The sequence below is a fragment of the uncultured Modestobacter sp. genome (genome assembly GCF_947486615.1).
GTDB lineage: Bacteria > Actinomycetota > Actinomycetes > Mycobacteriales > Geodermatophilaceae > Modestobacter.
Window position 1 is genome coordinate 201,953 of sequence record NZ_CANKUD010000004.1, and the last position, 17,293, is coordinate 219,245.

Here is a 17,293-nt window from a genome sequence, read left to right on the forward strand (position 1 = left end):
CAGCCCCAGCCGCACCCCGCGCAGCAGGCCGCCTTCGGCCGGCCGCAGGAGGTCACCGGCTCCTTCAGCGGTGACCGGCCGGTGCCCGGTCCGCCGCCGGTCCCGCCGCCGCCGCCCGAGGCCGTGCTGCGCGCGTTCGCGCCCCGCGACGGCGCCTCCGGACTGGGTGAGCCGCCCGGCGGCCGCCCGCGGCGCCGGCGCACCGCGGCCGCCCCCTTCTGGAAGCCCGACGCCGCCGCCGATCCCTGGCGCGACCCGTACGCGCCCGCCGGGCTCGGGGCGCCGGCCCAGTACCCCCGCGAGGAGCTGCAGCCCGGCCCGGTCGTCGTCGACGCCCAGGGTCGCCGCAAGGTCCGGCTGCGCGACCTGTCGATCCGGCTGACCACCCTGGCGCTGCTCTGTCTCCTCATCGTCGGCGTCGCCGGCGGCACCACGGCGTGGTTCCTGGGCCGCACCGCCGACGAGGAGCCGCTGCTCTCCCCGGGCACGCAGCTCTCCGAGGTCTCCCCGGGCACCACCCGGGAGCCGGGCTCGGTCGCCGACATCGCCGGCCGGATCACTCCGGCCGTGGTCTCGATCGAGGTCCGGCTGGCCAACGCCGGCGCGACCGGCTCCGGCGTCGTGGTGGACGCCGACGAGGGCTACATCGTCACCAACAACCACGTCATCTCCGGGGCCGCGGACGCCGAGGACGCGGAGATCCGCGCGGTCTTCGACGACGGCAGCGGCTCCGCGGCCCGCATCGTGGGCCGGGACCCGTCCAGTGACCTCGCCGTCCTGAAGGTGGAGAAGCCCGGGCTGGTCGCGGCCTCCCTGGGTGACCCGGGCGGCCTGGTCGTCGGTGACCCGGTGGTGGCCATCGGCTCACCGCTGGGCCTGGCCGGCACGGTCACCAGCGGCATCGTCAGCGCGCTCGACCGGCCGGTCCGGCTCGCCGGCGAGGGCAGCGACACCAACGCGGTGATCAGTGCGGTGCAGACCGACGCCCCGATCAACCCGGGCAACTCCGGCGGTGCGCTCGTCGACGGCACCGGCGCGGTCATCGGGATCAACACCGCGATCGCCTCCGTGGGCGGCAACGGCACCACCGGCGGCTCGATCGGGCTCGGCTTCGCCATCCCGATCGACACGGTCCGCGACATCGCCGAGCAGCTGATCTCCACCGGGTCGGCGGTGCACGCCACCCTCGGGGTGAACGCCCGCTCGGTCACCGACGGCACCCGGGACGGCGCGCTGGTGGTGAACGTCGAGCCCGACAGCGGCGCGGCCGAGGCCGGCGTCCAGGAGCAGGACGTGGTCATCGCGGTGGACGGCGAGGCGGTGGGCAGCTCGGAGGAGCTGGTCGTAGCGGTCGACGCCCACGACCCGGGCGACACGGTGACCCTGGAGCTGGTGCGCAACGGGGCCTCCCGCGAGGTCCAGGTCACCCTCGGCGCCGCCTGAGCCTCGGCCCCCACGGGCAGGTCGGTCACCCGGTGTTGGGCCGTTGCTCAGCTGCACGACAGCCGGCCCACCTAGTCTGGACACGGTCGCGGCGCGCGGCCGGTCACGAGGAGGCGCGGTGTTCAACTCGATCGGCTGGGGCGAGATCGTCGTCCTAGCGCTGGCCGCGCTGTTCATCTTCGGCCCCGACCGGCTGCCCTCGCTGGCCAAGGACGCGGCCACCGGACTGAAGAAGGTCCGCGAGACGGTCACCGGTGTGCGCGGCCAGCTCCACGACACCCTGGGCGACGACTTCGACCACCTGCGGGACATCGACCTGCGGCAGTACCACCCCAAGACCTTCATCCGGCAGCAGCTGCTCAGCGACGACGAGCCGGCACCCCGGGCAGCCGCCACGGGGGCGACCGCTGCGTCCCGGGTGCGGTCCACGCAGCTGACCCGCACCCGCGCCGCCGGCAGCCCGCCCCCGTTCGACGCCGACGCCACCTGACCTCGGGGTCAGCTGCCCCCCCGGGCAGCACCTGACTCCGCCGTCCTCGGACGCCGCGGTGGATGCGCTGGACACCTCCGCCGTCGGTGGGCAGACTCCGCCCCCCGACCCGTCGACGCCCGGGGGTGCCGTCATGGCGCGTGAGACGACCTACGTGACGCCGTCGGTGCTCTGGTGGCTCCGGGGGCTGGTCACCGTGCTCGGGGTCGCCGGCGCGGTCGCGGGGCCGGTCTACGCGATCAACGGCGCCACCCAGGCAGGTGCCGCCGTCCGGGTGCCGGTCGAGCTGGCCGTCGGCACTGTCGACGTGCCCGGGCTGCCCGACGGCGCCCTGGTGACCGGGCAGGACGGGGGTCGGGCGGCGGAGCTGTCGGCCTGGTACTCCACCGTGGGCGAGCAGCTGCTGGCCCGCGGCGACGCCGCCGTCCTCGGCCTGGCCGCCGGCGTCGCGGCCTGGCTGCTGCGCCCGGTGCTGGCCTCGATCGCCGCCGGACACCCGTTCGAGCCCGGCAACGCCCGGCGGCTGGCCGGCCTGGCCGTGCTGGTGGTGCTCGCGGGCGGCATCGGTCCGCTGCTGCCGCAACTGGCCTCGCTCGCCGTCCTGGACCGGCTCGGGCAGGCCGGCCCCGGCGGCGCGTTCGTCCCCGGAGTGACCCTCACCGTCGTCCCGGCGCTGCTGGCCGGCGTCCTGCTGCTCGTGCTCGCCGAGGTCTTCCGGCAGGGGGAGGGCACGAGCTGGGACGTCGAGGAGCTGGTGTGAGCCGCCCCGGACGCAGCAGCGGCCGGTCACCCGTGGGGTGACCGGCCGCTGCTGTCCGAGCTGGTGACTACCGCTTGACCGGGGTGAGCCCCAGCGACATGCCGGACAGGCCGCGGGACCGGACGGCGAGCCCGTCGGCGATCTTCGACAGCTGCTGGGCCGCGGGGGCGTCGGGCTGGGCGAGCACGATCGGCGCACCGGCGTCACCGGCCTCGCGCAGCCGGGTGTCCAGCGGGATCTGGCCGAGCAGCGGCACCCGGGCACCGAGGGTCTTGGTCAGCGCGTCGGAGACGGCCTCGCCACCACCGGAGCCGAACACCTCCATGCGGGAGCCGTCGGGCAGCTCCAGCCAGGACATGTTCTCGATGACCCCGACCACCTGCTGGTGGGTCTGGGTGGCGATCGCGCCGGCCCGCTCGGCCACCTCGGCGGCGGCCAGCTGGGGCGTGGTCACCACGAGGATCTCGGCGTTGGGCACCAGCTGGGCGATGGAGATGGCCACGTCACCGGTGCCCGGGGGCAGGTCGAGCAGCAGCACGTCGAGGTCGCCCCACCACACGTCGGCGAGGAACTGCTGCAGCGCGCGGTGCAGCATCGGCCCGCGCCACACCACGGGGGTGTTGCCCGGGGTGAACATGCCGATGGAGATGACCTTCACGCCGTAGGACTGCGGCGGCATGATCATGTTGTCGACCTGGGTGGGCTTGTCGTCCACGCCGAGCATGCGGGGCACCGAGTGGCCGTAGATGTCGGCGTCCACGACGCCGACCGACAGGCCCTTCTTCGCCATCGCGGCGGCCAGGTTGACCGTGACGCTGGACTTGCCGACCCCGCCCTTGCCGGAGGCGACCGCGTAGACGCGGGTCAGCGAGCCCGGCTGGGCGAAGGGGATGACCGGCTCGGCGGTGTCGCTGCCGCGCACGGTCTTGCGCAGCTCGGTGCGCTGCTCGTCGCTCATCACGTCCAGGCCCACCTGGACGGACGTCACGCCGGGGACGGCGCCGACGGCCTGGGTGACGCGGTTGGTGATCGTCTCGCGCATCGGGCAGCCGGCGACGGTGAGGTAGACCTCGACGCGCACGGCGCCCGGGTCGCCGCCGACGCCGATCTGCACGTCCTTGACCATGCCCAGCTCGGGCAGCGGACGGTTGATCTCCGGGTCCTGCACCGTCGCCAGGGCCGCGTTCACGGCGTCCAGCGCCGGCGATCCGGTCAGCGTGTCGGACATGCGGGTTGTGTCTCCTTCGACGGGGAGCTCGCGGGTACCGGGCCCATGGCGGGGCCCGCGCGCGGGCGACCCTCACTGTACGGCGGCCCCGGGGGCCGGCCCGGGCCAGCGGGTGTGAGCCGGCCGACCCGGTGAGCTCTAGGGTCCCTGCGTGCCGTCCGACACCCGCACCGCGACCCTGCGTGATGCGATCGGGCTCGGGGTCGCCGTGGGTCTGTACGGGGTCGCCTTCGGTGCGGCCGCCGCCGGTGCCGGGCTGAGCACCTGGCAGGCGGTGACCCTCTCGGCGCTGATGTTCACCGGTGCCTCGCAGTTCGCGCTGGTCGGCGTGCTCGGGGCAGGCGGGGGTGCGTTCGCGGCGGTGGGCAGCGCGCTGCTGCTGGGCACCCGGAACACCGTCTACGGCGTCCGCCTCGCCCCGATGCTGACCCCCCGTGGCCTGCTCCGCCGGGCCGGCGCGGCGCACTGGGTGATCGACGAGACGACGGCGATGGCGGTCGCCGCGCCCGACCGGGAGCTGGGCCGGCTGGCGTTCTGGGTCACCGGCGCGACCATCTACCTCGGCTGGAACGCGACGACGCTGATCGGCTCGCTGGGTGCCGCCGCGCTGGGGGAGACCGCGCAGGCGGCGCTGGACGCCATCGTTCCCGCCGCCTTCCTGGCGCTGCTGTGGCCACGGCTGCGCCGGGGCGCGCCGGAGGCGGCGGTGCAGCGGCGGGTCGCGCTCGGCGGCGCGGCGGTGGCGCTGGCGCTGACGCCGTTCGTGCCCGCCGGGGTGCAGGTGGTGCTGGCCGTCGTCGCGGTGGCGCTGGCCGGGCGGCCGCGGACGGCGGTGACCCCGTGAGCAGCGGGACGCTGTGGGCGGTGGTGCTGGCCGGCTCGCTGGGCTGCTACCTGCTGAAGCTGGCCGGGCTGTCGGTGCCGGCGGCCTGGGTGCAGCGGCCGTGGGTGACCCGGGTGGTGGAGTTCGTGCCGGCGGCGCTGCTGGCCGCGCTGGTCGCCGTCCAGGCCGTGGCGTCGGGGCGCGATCTGGTCCTCGACGGCCGGCTGGTCGGGCTGGCGGTCGCCGCCCTGGCGCTGGCGCTGCGCGCGCCGTTCATCGTCGTCCTGGTGCTGGCCGGGGCGGCCGGCGCGCTGGTGCACGTGCTCACCGGCTGACGGCTGCCGTGCCCCCGAACGGGAGCACGGCAGCCGCCGGCGGTCAGTGGGCGAGGGGCAGCTGGGCCTGCTCCTCGGCGAGCCGCTCGGCGCCGCTGGTGGTCTTCAGCGGCTTCTCCTTGATGAAGAGCACGACCAGCAGCGCCAGGGCGGCCAGCGGGGTGGCGATCAGGAACAGCTCGGCGGTGGCATCGCCGTAGGCGTCCTGCACCACGCGGGCGACCTCCGGCGGCAGGGCCGACACGTCGGGGACGGCGGTCTCGCCGCCGCCCTCCGTGCCCCCGCCCAGCACGGCCAGGTCGCCGGCCACCCGGCTGGCGAGCACCGCGCCGAGCACGCTGACGCCGATCGTGCCGCCCAGGCTGCGGAAGAAGGACAGCACCGAGGTCGCCGAACCGAGCTCCCGGGCCGGCACGTCGTTCTGCGCGGCCAGCACCAGGTTCTGCATCAGGAGCCCGACGCCGACCCCGAGCACCACCATGAAGGCGCCCAGCAGCCAGATCGAGGTCTGCGCGTCGATGGTGGCCAGCAGGCCGAACCCGACGGTCATCAGCACGCCACCGGCGACCAGGAACCGCTTCCAGGTGCCGGTCTTGGTGATCAGCGCGCCGGCGACGGTGGAGGAGACCAGCAGGCCACCGATCATCGGCAGCGACAGCAGCCCGGCCTCGGTGGGGGAGTAGCCCAGCGAGATCTGGAAGTACTGGGACAGGAACACCGTGCCGCCGAACATCGCGATGCCGACCAGCGCGCTGGCGACGACGGTGAGCGTGACGGTCCGGTTGCGGAAGATGCCCAGCGGGATGACCGGCTCGGCCACCCGCGACTCGACGACCAGTGCCAGCGCGAGCAGCACCGCGGCGCCGCCGACCATGAGCGCCGTCGTGCCGGACAGCCAGTCGAAGTCGTTGCCGGCCAGGGTCACCCAGATCAGCAGGGTGCTCACCCCGGCGGTGATCAGCAGCGCGCCCAGCCAGTCGATCTGCACGTCGCGGCGGCGCACCTGCTCCAGCTTGAGGGTCTTCTGCAGCAGCACGATCGCCAGCAGGGCGAACGGCACCCCCATGAAGAAGCACCAGCGCCAGCCCAGCCACGAGGTGTCGACGATGACGCCGCCGATCAGCGGCCCGGCCACGGTTGCGACGGCGAAGACCGCGCCGAAGATGCCGGCGTACCGGCCCAGCTCACGCGGCGGGATCATCGCCGCCATCACGATCTGCACCAGCGCGGTCAGGCCGCCGGCGCCGAGGCCCTGGACCACCCGCGCGATGATCAGCATCGTGGTGTCCTGGCTGAACCCGGCCAGCAGCGACCCGGCGACGAAGAGCGCCAGCGACAGCTGCACCAGCAGCTTCTGGCTCACCAGGTCGGCGAGCTTGCCCCACAGCGGCACGGACGCCGTCATGGCCAGCAGCTCGGCGGTGACCACCCAGGTGTAGATCGACTGGCTGCCGTTCAGGTCGGCGATGATCACCGGCAGGGCGTTGGAGACGACGGTGGCGGCCAGGATGGACACGAAGATGCCCACCATGAGGCCGGACAGCGCCTGGAGCACCTCCCGCCGGCTCATCCGTGCCTCGGTGCTGGCCGCGCCGGCTGCCGGGCCGGTCTCCGCGGTGGTGGACATGGTGCTCCTGTCGGTGCTGTGGGCGGGGTGGGTCAGTGCGTGGGCTCGGGCAGGCCGGCGGACAGCGCGTCCAGCGCCTCGTCGAGCAGGGTGGTGAGCGGGACGGCGCCGTGCCCGGTGTGCCAGCGGGCGAAGCTGACCCGGACGGCGGCGGAGAGGACGGCGGCCAGCAGCCCGGGGTAGAGGTCGGTGGTGGCGTCCTGGCCGGTGCGCTCGGCGACCGCCACGGCGACCTCCAGCTCGTCGGCCGCGCCGACCTCGACCAGCCGGGGGAGGAGCGAGGGGTTGCCGGCGATCACGGTGATCCGGTCGTGCAGGGCGGTGGGGTCGCGTTCCAGCTCGGTCAGCTCCTCGCGCAGCGCCGCGCGCGCGGCGGCGAGCACGCCGAGCTCGGCCGGCTGGGCGCGCAGCCGGGCGGACAGCCGCGGCTGGTCGGCGCCGGCCGGGAAGACCAGCGCCTCCTCCTTGGCGGAGAAGTGGTTGAAGAACGTCCGGTAGGAGACGTCGGCCGCCGCCGCGATGGCCTCGACCGTGACGTGCTCCCAGCCCTGCTCGACCGCGAGCCGGAGCGTCGCGGCGGCGAGCGCCGCGCGGGTGTCGGCCTTCTTCCGCTCGCGCAGTCCTCGTTCGGTCACCGGCCCAGGATGAGCCTTTGGCTGCACACTGTGCATGATTGCTCGGTGTGCAGCCCGTCACCCCGTGGGCCGCGGTCGGGGCCGGTCAGTCCGTCGCGATGTCGGGCGGGACCCGGTTCGGCCCGGCCTCCACCGGACGGGGCAGCTCCTGCGGGTGCAGCCGGACGGCGATCAGCGCCACGTCGTCGTCGGGGTCGGCGGGCACCATCCGGGTCAGCACCTCGTCGCACAGCTCGTCGAGGTCCCGCCCGGCGAGCTCGGCCAGCAGCGCCTGCAACCGGGCCGTGCCCTGGTCGAGGTCCTGGTCGCGGCGTTCGACCAGCCCGTCGGTGTAGAAGACGACGACGGCATCGCGGCCGAGGGTCACCTGGGTGTCCTGCCGGTGCGCGCCCGGGTCGACCCCGAGCAGCAGGTCGGCGCGCTCGGCGGTCAGCACGGTGACCGCGCCGTCCGGGGCGACCACCATCGGCGGTGGGTGACCGGCGTTGGCCCAGCGGAGCCGGGTCAGCCCCTGCGCCTGCTCGCCGGCGGTCTGCTCGAGGCGGGCCACCACCGCCGTGGCCAGGATGCCCGACTGCAGGGTCTGCATGACCTCGTCGGACCGGCGCAGCACGGACGCGGGGGTGCTGTCGTCCAGGGCGCCGACGGTGCGCACGATGCTGCGGATCTGGCCCATCGCGGCGGCCGCCTGGGTGTCGTGCCCGACGACGTCGCCGATCACCACGGTGGTCGCGCCGTCGCCCTGCATGAACGCGTCGTACCAGTCGCCACCGACCTCGGCGGCCTGCGCGGCCGGCACGTACCGGACGACGACCTGCAGGTGGTCCGGCTGGGGCGGGGCGGTGAGCAGCGAACGCTGGAACCCCTCGGCCAGCCGGCGCTGCTGCCGGTAGAGCCGGCCGCTGTCGAGCACCAGGCCGGCGCGGGCGGCGACGTACCCGGCGGTGGCCAGCTCCTCCTCGGTGAACGTCCCCCGTGCGGCGCTGGTGGCCAGGGTCAGCAGCCCCACCGGTCCGGTGCGGCCGGGCAGCGGAAGGACCGCGATCGCCTCGGGGGCCACCGCGGTCAGCGCGTCGCGCTGCGGGCCCGGGGCGAGCATCTGCTCCGCCTGGGCGGTCGCGCCCGAGGCGATCAGCTGGAGCCGGCCGGTGCGCAGGGCGCGCTCGACGATCGCGTCGTCGTCGAAGGCGGCGAGCCGGGTCCGGGCGTAGCCGTCGACGAGGCCGCGGAGCCCGGGGTCGGTGTGCCAGGAGGCGACGGTGCGCAGCCCGCGGCGGGAGCCGGTGGCCTCGTCGTCGTCGACGAGGGTGACGATCGCGCAGTCGGCGACCGCCGGCACGGCCAGCCGGGTCAGCCGCCGGGCGGCCTCCGCGGCGTCGAGGGTGCTCCCGAGCTCCTCGGTGACCAGGCTCAGCAGCCGCTCGCGGGTGGCCAGCTGCTCGGCCTGCTGGTGGGCCCGGGCGCGGGCGGTGATGTCGACGAAGTGCAGCGCCAGCCCGGCCGGGTTCGGCACCGCGCGGACCTCCACCCAGACGTCGAGCGGCTCGGGGTAGTAGGCGTCGAAGGACATCGGTTCGCCGGTCTCGGCGGCCCGGCGGTAGTGCGCCTCGAAGTCGGTGCCGACGGTCGCCGGGAAGACCTCCCAGATCGTCCGGCCCAGCAGGTCCGCCCGCGAGGAGCCGGTGATCCGCTCGGCCTCCCGGTTGACGTGGGTGAACACCCAGTCGGCGTCCAGTGCGGCGAAACCGACCGCCATCGACTCCAGTGCCTGCGCGGCGAGGCCGAGCGGCTCGCGCTGCGCGGTGGTGTCGTGCACCAGGCCGACGAGGTGGGCACCGGTGTCCTCGGCCCCGGGGAGCACCTGCCCGCGGGCGGCGACCCAGCGGTGCGTGCCGTCGGCCAGGACGATGCGGTACTCGGCGTCGTACACCCCACTGGTGTCGATGGCCCGCTGCACCGCGGCGACGACGGCGGTGAGGTCGTCGGGGTGAACGCGGGCGTACACGTCCTCCGGCCGGCCGGTGAACGTGCCGCGGTCCAGCCCGGACAGCTCGAGCAGCCGGTCGTCGACGGTCAGCCCGCCGGTGGAGAGCTCCAGGTCGAAGGTGCCCGCCCGGCCGGCGACCAGCGCCAGTGCCCACCGGGACCGGTCGAACTCGTGCTGGGCCAGCAGCCGCCGTGCCTGGTCGGCCGAGGCGGTCATGTCGGCGGTGGCGTCGTCCGCGCGCTCGTGCGCGGCCCGCAGCCGCAGCTCGGAGCTGACCGCGCCGGCCAGGTCGGCCAGCACCGCCAGGTCGCGGTCGGACCAGGCGCGTGGCCGGCTGTCGATGGCGCACAGCGAGCCGACGACCCGGCCCCGGGCGTCGGTGATCGGTGCACCCGCGTAGGCGATGACGCCCAGGTCGGGGACCGCCAGGTTCTCGGCGACCAGCGGCTCGGTGCGGGCGTCGGTGACGACCAGTGGCTCGCCGGAGCGGACCACGTGCTGGCAGAACGAGTGGCTCAGCGGCGTGCTGCGGCTGGTCTGCCACGGCTCGGGCAGCCCCAGCGCGCCGGGGAAGACCTGCTCCTGGTCCGACACGAACGTCACCAGGGCCACCGGCACGTCCAGCGAGGCGCGCACGAGCCGCGCGAACCGCTCGAATGCGGGGTCGGACTCCGCGGGCAGGGGAGTGCCAGAGGGCAGTGAGCCGGTCACGAGTCCCCTCCCGGATGTGGGGACATGGCGACGGGCGTCCCGGACGAACGACCGAGGGTACCCACCGTCGCCACCGGCCCGAAGTCCTCGATCCTGGGCTGCCGACCTGGCCCTCCCGGGCGCGGCGAACTCGTCCGGGGGTGCCGCGACGGCACGATCGGTCCCGTGACGGCGACCCCCGAGGTGACGGCCCGCCGACGGGCCCCCCTGGCCCTGGCTGTGCTGGCGGGCCTGCTGGCCGGCGTCGCGGCGAAGGCCGGCGACGAGTCGGGCTGGCGCTGGGCCGCCGACCTGGGCAGCTACCCGGCGGCCTGGGTGCTCGTCGTGGCGCTGATCGGCTGGCGGGCGCCCTCGCTGCCGGCCGCCGGACTGCGCTCCGGGGTCTTCTTCGCCGCGATGACCGTGGCCTACTACGGCTGGGCCGCGCTCGTGCTCGACTTCGGCTGGCAGGCCGACCTGCTGGTCATCTGGCTGTTCCTCTCGGCCACCGCGGTCCCCGCCACCGGCGTGACCGTGCACTGGGCGACCCGGCGCAGCGGCTGGCTGCCCGGGGCCCTGCTCGGCGTCCCGGCCGGCCTGGTGCTGGGCAGCGGAGGCGCCCGGCAGACCTGGCTGGCCTGGCAGGACCAGGCGCTGGCGATGGCCGGTCGCCCGGTGCAGGCACTCGCCGAGGTGGTCACCGCACTGGTGCTGGTCCTCCTCCTGCCGCGGGACCACCGCACCCGGCTGTGGGCCGCGGCGTGCGCCGTCCCGGCGGTCTGGCTCGCGCCACAGGTGCTCGACCTGCTGCACCGGTGGGTCTGACGTGCTGATCGTGGTCGGCGGGCTGCCGGGGGTCGGCAAGACGACCGTGGCCCGCGCGGTCGCCGGGGAGCTGCGCGCGGCACACCTGCGGATCGACGCCTTCGAGACCGCGCTGCTCCGCCAGCACCTGGTGGCCGGGCCCGACGAGGTCGGGGCGCACGGCTACGACCTGGCCCTCGCCGCCGCCGACACCTGCCTCACCGCCGGCACCGACGTGCTGGTCGACGCGGTCTTCGACGTCGCCGCCGCCCGCCGGCCGTTCCGCGAGCTGGCTGCCCGGCACGGCGCCGGCGTGCACTGGCTGCGGTTGATCTGCACCGACCCGGCCGAGCACCGGCGCCGGGTCGAGGAGCGCACCGCCGACCTGGCCGGGCACACCGTCCCGACGTGGGAGCAGGTGCGGGCCCGGCGGGTCGACCAGTGGCACGAGCGGCACACGGTGGTCGACACCGCCGGCGGCGACCCGGTCGCCGCCGTGCTGGGCGCCGTCCGGGGCTGAGGGCTCAGACCGCCGGGTCGACCGCCTCGCGCCGCTTCTTGCTCTTCTTCTTGCGCTCGCCGTCGCCGTCGCCGTCGTCGGGCAGCAGCCGGTTCAGCTCGCCGCGGATGAAGTCGCGGGTGGCCAGCTCACCGACCGACACCCGCAGCGAGGCCAGCTCGCGGGCCAGGTAGTCGGTGTCGGCGCGGGTCTGCGCGGCCCGGCTGCGGTCCTCCTCGGCCTGCACCCGGTCGCGGTCGGCCTGCCGGTTCTGCGCGAGCAGGATCAGCGGTGCGGCGTACGCGGCCTGGGTGGAGAACGCCAGGTTGAGCAGGATGAAGGGGTAGGGGTCCCAGCGGAGGTTCACCGCGACCACGTTCAGCACGATCCAGACGATCACGATCACCGTCTGGACGGCGAGGAACCGGCCGGTGCCCAGGAACCGGGCGATCCCCTCGGCGAACCGGCCGACCGCGTCGGGGTCCAGCCGCAGGAAGCTGCCGATGCCCCGGGCCCCGCGCGGCTGGTCCAGGCGCAGGTCCGCGCGCCGGTTGTCCTCAGCCACGACGGGACCGCTCACGCCAGTCGTCGGGCAGCAGGTGGTCCAGGACGTCGTCCACGCTCACCGCGCCGACCAGCCGGCCCTGCGCGTCGACCACCGGGGCGGCCACCAGGTTGTAGGTGGCGAAGTAGCGGGTCACCTCGGCCAGCGGCGCCTCCGGGCGCAGCGGGTCGAGGTCGTCGAGCACCCCGCTGACCAGCGTCGAGGGTGGTTCGCGGAGCAGTCGCTGGATGTGCGCCAGCCCCAGGTAGCGCCCGGTCGGCGTGGCCGAGGGCGGCCGGCAGACGTACACCTGGCTGGCCAGCGCCGGGGTCAGCTCGGGCGCGCGCACCCGGGCCAGCGCCTCGGCGATGGTGGCGTCGTGGGACAGGATCACCGGCTCGCTGGTCATCATCCCGCCGGCGGTGTCCTCGGAGTACTTCAGCAGCTGGCGCACCGGCTCGGCCTCGTCGGGCTCCATCAGCTCCAGCAGCCGGTCCCGGTCCAGGGTGGACAGCTCGGCGAGCAGGTCGGCCGCGTCGTCGGGGTCCATCTCCTCCAGGACGTCGGCGGCCCGCCGCTCCTCGAGGGTGCCCAGGATGGTGATCTGCTCGGCCTCGGGCAGCTCGCCCAGCACGTCGGCCAGCCGGTTGTCGTCCATCGCCTCGGCGACCTCGTGCCGCCGCTTGATCGGCAGCTCCTGCAGCGCGTGCGCGGCGTCGGCGGCGTTCAGCTCGCGGTAGGTGGCGATCAGCGTCTCGGCGCTCTGCCCGGTCTCCGGCAGCGCGAGCCCCTCGACCTCGTCCCAGGCCAGCTGGTGCAGCTGCCCGCGGCGGCCGAGCCGGCCCGGCTCCTGCACGGCCAGCCGGGACAGCACCCAGTCACCGGTGCGGGTCTGCTCGATCGCGGCGTCCACGACGGTGGCCGGCCGGCCGTCGTCCTCGATGGTGACCCGGCGGTCCAGCAGCTCGCCCAGCACCAGGGTCTCCCCGGCGCGCTGCTCGAACCGCTTGAGGTTGACCGTGCCGGAGGCGAGCATCACCGAGGCCGCGTCCAGGCCGGTGACCCGGCCCATCGGGCAGAAGATCCGCCGGCGGGCGACGACTTCGACGATCAGGCCGAGCACGCGCGGCGCGGCGCTGCCCACGCGCAGCGCGACGAGCACGTCGCGGGCCTTGCCGACCCGGTCGCCGTTGGGGTCGAAGACGGTCAGGCCGGCGATCCGGGATACGTAGGCCCTGGTCACCGTGGTCACGGCACCTCCTCGCGCGCGCTCGTCGGCCAGGGGACCGGGCAGTTGGGTGGACGGCGACCTCACCAGCTCCGGTCGCCGGGGCTGAGGCTACCGTCGGCGTCGTGGGCGCCCCTGAGTCTGACCTGCTGGCCTTCGAGGTCGTGGACGTGTTCGCCCCGCGGCCGTTCAGCGGCAACCAGCTGGCCGTCGTGCTGGACGCCGGGCAGCTGAGCACCGCGCAGTGCCAGGCGCTCGCCGCGGAGTTCGGGTACTCGGAGTCGACGTTCGTCAGCGCGCCCACCGAGCCCGGGGCCGACTACCGGGTGCGGATCTTCACCCCGCGCACCGAGCTGCCCTTCGCCGGCCACCCGAGCGTGGGCACCGCGCACACCCTGGTCCGGCTGGGCCGGCTGCCCGCCGGGGTGCTCCGGCAGGAGTGCGGCGCCGGCGTGGTCGAGGTCGAGGTGGACGACGACGGCGCCCGGCTGACCGGCGGCACCGTCTCGCAGCGCCCCGGCCCGGACGTCGCCGCGCTGGCCGCCGCCTGCGGTCTCGGCCCGGACGACGTCACCGGCCGCCCCGCGCACCTGGTCGGCTGCGGCATCGACTTCGCCCAGCTGGAGGTGCACCCCGGCGCGCTGGACCGCGCGGTGCCCGACGGCCCGGCACTCGACCGGCTGCTGCCCGGCGTGCAGGGCGGGGTCTCGCTGCTGGCCTGGGACCCGGCGACGGCCTCGGGCACCGTGCGGGTCTTCGCCGCCGGGCTCGACTGGCACGAGGACCCGGCCACCGGCTCCGCGGCGCTGGGCACCGGCATCTGGCTGGCCGCCGTGGGGCTGGCCGGCGACGGCGTCACCGACTACCGGCTGGCGCAGGGTGCCGCGGTCGGGCGCCCGTCGGAGCTGCGCGGCCGGGTCGCCGTCGCCGGTGGCGAGGTGACCTCGGTGAGCGTGGCCGGCGCCGTCCGGGCGATCGCCGGCGGCACCGTCCGGGTGCCGGTGTGAGCGACACCGCGGCTGCCGGCGGGACGCTGCAGCAGGGCCGGCCGGCCTCGCAGGCGTGGGCGGTGCACCGGCCGGGTGGGCGGGACGTCGGGCTGATGGCGGTGGCCGTCGTCGGCGTCTCCTTCTCCGGCCCGCTGACCGCGATGGTCACCGCCTCGTTCCTGGCCATCGCCTTCTGGCGCAACGCCGCCGGGGCGGTGCTGCTGCTGCCGGTGCTGCTGCTGCGCGAGCGGTCGACGCTGCACGGCCTGCGGGCCCGGCAGCTGGGCAGCTCGGTGGTCGCCGGGCTGTTCCTGGCCGCGCACTTCGCCGCCTGGCTGCCCAGCCTGTCGATGACCACGGTGGCCGCCTCGACCGCGCTGGTCACCACCACCCCGATCTGGACGGCGCTGGCCGCCCGGGTCTCCGGCGTGCACCTGCCCGGCCGGGTGTGGTGGGGGCTGGCGCTGGCGGTGCTGGGTGCGGCGCTGATCGCCGGGGTCGACGTCACCGTCTCCTGGACGGCGCTGGCCGGCGACGGGCTGGCCCTGCTGGGGGCGATCTGCGCCGGTGGCTACATGCTCGCCGGCGCGCGGGCGCGGGAGCGGCTGACCACCTCGGCCTACGCCGTCGTCTGCTATTCCACCTGCGCGGTCGCCCTGGCGGTGGCGGCGGTGGTGGCCGGGGTGCCGCTGGCCGGGTTCAGCGCCCGCGACTGGTGGCTGATCGCGGCGATCACCTTCTGCGCGCAGCTGCTCGGGCACACCCTGCTGAACCTGGTGCTCTCCACGGTCGGGCCGACGGTGGTCGGGCTGGCGGTGCTGCTGGAGGTGCCCGGCGCGCTGCTGGTCGCCCTGGTCCTGCTCGACCAGGTGCCGCCGCTGCTCGCGCTGCCCGGGATGATCGCCGTCGTGGTCGGGGTGGCGCTGGTGATCCGCGGCGGCCGCCCCGCCCCGGAGGCCGAGCCGGTCTAGGGCGTGTCTTTCAAGTCAGTGGCAGCCAAGACGACGACGCCAGCTGCCGCTGACTTGCGAGACGCGCCCCAGCTAATGACCTGATCAGGTGACCGGGGGGCTAGTTGGAACAGCTCCAACCAAGGGGTTGGTTCGATCGGTGTGAGAGCAACCCGCAGATGATGTACTCCGTCGACGAGCCAGCGCTGTTCACGACCCAGGGTGTCAACGCGCGCGGCACGGCCCCCGGCTCGTTCCAGGGCCGCAAGCCCTGTCCGTTCAGCACCGGCGAGACCTACTTGTACGGGATCGACGTTCACTACCAGGCCGGCAGGGCCCTGAACTTGGACGCCTTCTACTTCCCCGTCAACGCCAAAGGTGAGTTGCGTAGGCAGGGCATCATCGCTTGACGCCGCTTCTCGGGCGGGCCGGAGGTCGGCCGAGCGCTCTCGGCGACGTCGCCGAGCTGCGTGCAGCACAGCGCGCCCTGTCGCGCGCCATCGAGTTCATCGGGTCGCAAGGCGGCGCGCAGCAGCGCAGCGTTGAGGCAGCGGAAGGTCACGAGGGCCGCTGACGCGCCCCCGTGACCCCCATCGCGCGGCTGTTGGGCCAGAAGCCTCGGTCAACGCTGGCTGCGCGACCGCCGAACTATGGTGAAGAGCACACCGAGAACCACTAGAACCGCCGCCCAGTGAACGAGCGGGAATCCGCCGTCCTCAATCGTCTTCCACACGGCCAATGCGAACATGGCCGCCAAGGCAAGCGAAACGCCCAACACTGGTCTCATCAGGATCCTCTCAATCAGTAGCATGCATTTCCGCTGCAGGATGAGGACCGAGAACCGCAGCACTCGATGAACGCAATGCCACAGGTGGAAGCCAGGCATGTGATGCAGCCGAAGCTGATGGCGCCGCAACTGGTGGCGCACCCAGCGCAGCCAACACCTCCCAGGACGCACTTTGCCACGCTTGTGGTCTTGCAGCGCGTGATCAGCACGGCACCGCTGCCATTCAGGCAGCAGCCGCCACACGGGTCGCCCTTGGGATAGCCAGTGCACTTGGCGGCTGACACGGAGAACTCTTCGATCGAAGCCGGCACCGGAGTGTCCAGGTGGCCGTTCTCGCTGGCCTTCAAGAGAAAGAGGTCCCCAGAGTCCCAGTCCATGCGGTAGAGGGTGGCTAGCGAGTTGGAGGTCCCATCCGCGTGAAAGGTCTGCTCCAAGGTGATCATCTGATCCTCGTCAAGAGAGAACGAGGTCACCCGTGACCTTCCGCCGGACACCAGTCGGTGTTCTGCCTGCGCGACTGCACTGACCGCGCCGCGAACTTCCTGCCCCGGACCGAGCCGGGTCGTACCGGACGACCGTCGGGTGACCAATGGCTCCTTGGTCGCCCCCTGCCCCCACGCTCCTGCGCTTAGCGCTGCCAGCTCTCGCCGGTCGACGAGATTGATCACATCCGGATTCGTCAACGACCTCCTGAGGCCGTTCTGGAGTGCTGATCCACGCACTTCTGCAGTAGACAGGACGCCGACCGCCTTGGCTGGCGGGGCCGCCATCGCCGGCTTGCGGCCGCTCAGGATCATGACGCCTACCGCCGCGCCTGCCCCGATCTGCATGACGCCGCGACGTGACAACCCACGACCGAGGTTGCGGGTGACCGCCACGTCCTTCCATTCCTGATGCAGCTCGCCCATAGCGCGCAGCACGCGAGCGGTGCGCTTCACACCAAGGTGCTTGGTCAGAGGTAGGCCCATGGATCTTCCCTGCCAAGCGCGCAGCGGAGTGGTCGTCGTAGAGCCACCGTCAAGGCGGAACAGAACAGGTGCCCACGGAGAGTCATCGCCTAGCAACTCGGTGCGCCACTTGCGGACGTCTGGGTCGTTCAGGCCAACGGTGCGCAACCGACCGTCACAGGCGGTCGAGACGCGCTCTGAAATCGCTCGGCAAGTGGAACACGATGCATCGAATGCCAAGAGCAGCGTTTCCGGCGCTTCAACCTTCGCTTGTGTCACTACAGCATCACCTTCCGTAGTTACCAGAGGGGGTGAAAGTGTCATGAGTCACATCAGCGCGTCAAGGGGCGGGGCCACAAGAAGTTGCAACGACCAAGAAACGCCGGCGCAGCCACCAGCGCGTGTCTCCCTGGTCGGCGGGGTCCGGTACGGATCTCGAACGGGTGGCCAACTGGCGCTGAGCCGAGTGATGGGCAGGGGGCGGTGATCGAGCCGTTGGTGCCGCAAGGTGGGGCGGCCGCGGCCTT

Annotated in this window: 17 protein-coding genes; 10 read left to right on the plus strand and 7 right to left on the minus strand. The window is 74.0% G+C overall.

The features are described from left to right. The first annotated feature begins 81 nt into the window (after positions 1–81). The 3 genes from Q1A09_RS09645 to Q1A09_RS09655 all read left to right on the plus strand — a co-directional run bounded on the left by Q1A09_RS09645 (position 82) and on the right by Q1A09_RS09655 (position 2,693). Positions 82–1,443: a S1C family serine protease gene (locus Q1A09_RS09645; protein WP_299954037.1), complete on the plus strand. Its 1,362-nt coding sequence runs from the start codon at positions 82–84 to the stop codon at positions 1,441–1,443. Between the two features lie 118 nt (positions 1,444–1,561). Continuing rightward, positions 1,562–1,933: a twin-arginine translocase TatA/TatE family subunit gene (locus Q1A09_RS09650; RefSeq protein WP_299954040.1), complete on the plus strand. Its 372-nt coding sequence runs from the start codon at positions 1,562–1,564 to the stop codon at positions 1,931–1,933. Positions 1,934–2,066: 133 nt separating this feature from the next. Then, positions 2,067–2,693, plus strand: a complete 627-nt coding sequence (locus Q1A09_RS09655) for a DUF2975 domain-containing protein (RefSeq protein ID WP_299954042.1) — start codon at positions 2,067–2,069, stop codon at positions 2,691–2,693. 67 nt (positions 2,694–2,760) lie between these two features. On the opposite strand, the gene Q1A09_RS09660 is transcribed toward Q1A09_RS09655, so the two are convergent. Next, a complete protein-coding gene (locus Q1A09_RS09660; RefSeq protein ID WP_299954044.1) occupies positions 2,761–3,921 on the minus strand; it encodes an Mrp/NBP35 family ATP-binding protein in 1,161 nt (386 codons plus the stop codon). A 151-nt stretch (positions 3,922–4,072) separates the two neighbouring features. On the opposite strand from Q1A09_RS09660, the gene Q1A09_RS09665 reads away from it, so the two are divergent. Both Q1A09_RS09665 and Q1A09_RS09670 read left to right on the plus strand, forming a co-directional pair. Further along, positions 4,073–4,765, plus strand: coding sequence for an AzlC family ABC transporter permease (locus Q1A09_RS09665; protein ID WP_299954046.1), 693 nt, complete (start codon positions 4,073–4,075; stop codon positions 4,763–4,765). Continuing rightward, positions 4,762–5,079 (plus strand): AzlD domain-containing protein, encoded by a 318-nt coding sequence (locus Q1A09_RS09670; RefSeq protein ID WP_299954047.1) that lies wholly within the window; start codon positions 4,762–4,764, stop codon positions 5,077–5,079. The genes Q1A09_RS09665 and Q1A09_RS09670 overlap by 4 nt, the downstream gene beginning before the upstream one ends. A gap of 43 nt (positions 5,080–5,122) precedes the next feature. On the opposite strand, the gene Q1A09_RS09675 is transcribed toward Q1A09_RS09670, so the two are convergent. From Q1A09_RS09675 to Q1A09_RS09685, 3 genes are all read right to left on the minus strand, one after another. After that, positions 5,123–6,706 (minus strand): MDR family MFS transporter, encoded by a 1,584-nt coding sequence (locus Q1A09_RS09675; RefSeq protein WP_299954050.1) that lies wholly within the window; start codon positions 6,704–6,706, stop codon positions 5,123–5,125. Between the two features lie 32 nt (positions 6,707–6,738). Then, the gene (locus Q1A09_RS09680; protein WP_299954052.1) at positions 6,739–7,341 is read right to left on the minus strand and encodes a TetR family transcriptional regulator; all 603 of its coding nucleotides are present in this window, start codon (positions 7,339–7,341) and stop codon (positions 6,739–6,741) included. A gap of 85 nt (positions 7,342–7,426) precedes the next feature. Then, positions 7,427–10,039, minus strand: a complete 2,613-nt coding sequence (locus tag Q1A09_RS09685; protein WP_299954054.1) for a SpoIIE family protein phosphatase — start codon at positions 10,037–10,039, stop codon at positions 7,427–7,429. A 165-nt stretch (positions 10,040–10,204) separates the two neighbouring features. On the opposite strand from Q1A09_RS09685, the gene Q1A09_RS09690 reads away from it, so the two are divergent. After that, positions 10,205–10,843: a DUF6518 family protein gene (locus Q1A09_RS09690; protein WP_299954057.1), complete on the plus strand. Its 639-nt coding sequence runs from the start codon at positions 10,205–10,207 to the stop codon at positions 10,841–10,843. Between the two features lies 1 nt (position 10,844). Beyond that, on the plus strand, positions 10,845–11,342 hold the full coding sequence (locus tag Q1A09_RS09695; protein ID WP_299954059.1) for an AAA family ATPase: 498 nt from the start codon (positions 10,845–10,847) through the stop codon (positions 11,340–11,342). 4 nt (positions 11,343–11,346) lie between these two features. Here Q1A09_RS09695 and Q1A09_RS09700 read toward each other — a convergent pair whose 3' ends face one another. Together Q1A09_RS09700 and Q1A09_RS09705 are read right to left on the minus strand one after the other, a co-directional pair. Beyond that, the gene (locus Q1A09_RS09700; protein WP_299954061.1) at positions 11,347–11,886 is read right to left on the minus strand and encodes a DUF1003 domain-containing protein; all 540 of its coding nucleotides are present in this window, start codon (positions 11,884–11,886) and stop codon (positions 11,347–11,349) included. Beyond that, positions 11,879–13,117 (minus strand): magnesium transporter MgtE N-terminal domain-containing protein, encoded by a 1,239-nt coding sequence (locus Q1A09_RS09705; protein WP_299954063.1) that lies wholly within the window; start codon positions 13,115–13,117, stop codon positions 11,879–11,881. Before Q1A09_RS09705 ends, Q1A09_RS09700 begins: the two co-directional genes overlap by 8 nt. 101 nt (positions 13,118–13,218) lie before the next feature. On the opposite strand from Q1A09_RS09705, the gene Q1A09_RS09710 reads away from it, so the two are divergent. The 3 genes from Q1A09_RS09710 (at position 13,219) to Q1A09_RS09720 (ending at position 15,442) form a co-directional block, all read left to right on the plus strand. Then, the gene (locus Q1A09_RS09710; RefSeq protein ID WP_299954065.1) at positions 13,219–14,100 is read left to right on the plus strand and encodes a PhzF family phenazine biosynthesis protein; all 882 of its coding nucleotides are present in this window, start codon (positions 13,219–13,221) and stop codon (positions 14,098–14,100) included. Beyond that, a complete protein-coding gene (locus Q1A09_RS09715; protein WP_299954067.1) occupies positions 14,097–15,053 on the plus strand; it encodes a DMT family transporter in 957 nt (318 codons plus the stop codon). Before Q1A09_RS09710 ends, Q1A09_RS09715 begins: the two co-directional genes overlap by 4 nt. A 158-nt stretch (positions 15,054–15,211) precedes the next feature. Then, positions 15,212–15,442, plus strand: a complete 231-nt coding sequence (locus tag Q1A09_RS09720; RefSeq protein WP_299954069.1) for a hypothetical protein — start codon at positions 15,212–15,214, stop codon at positions 15,440–15,442. 391 nt (positions 15,443–15,833) lie between these two features. Here the strand turns inward: Q1A09_RS09720 and Q1A09_RS09725 are convergent, their stop codons facing one another. Further along, positions 15,834–16,757: a hypothetical protein gene (locus Q1A09_RS09725; RefSeq protein WP_299954071.1), complete on the minus strand. Its 924-nt coding sequence runs from the start codon at positions 16,755–16,757 to the stop codon at positions 15,834–15,836. Between the last annotated feature and the right edge of the window lie 536 nt (positions 16,758–17,293).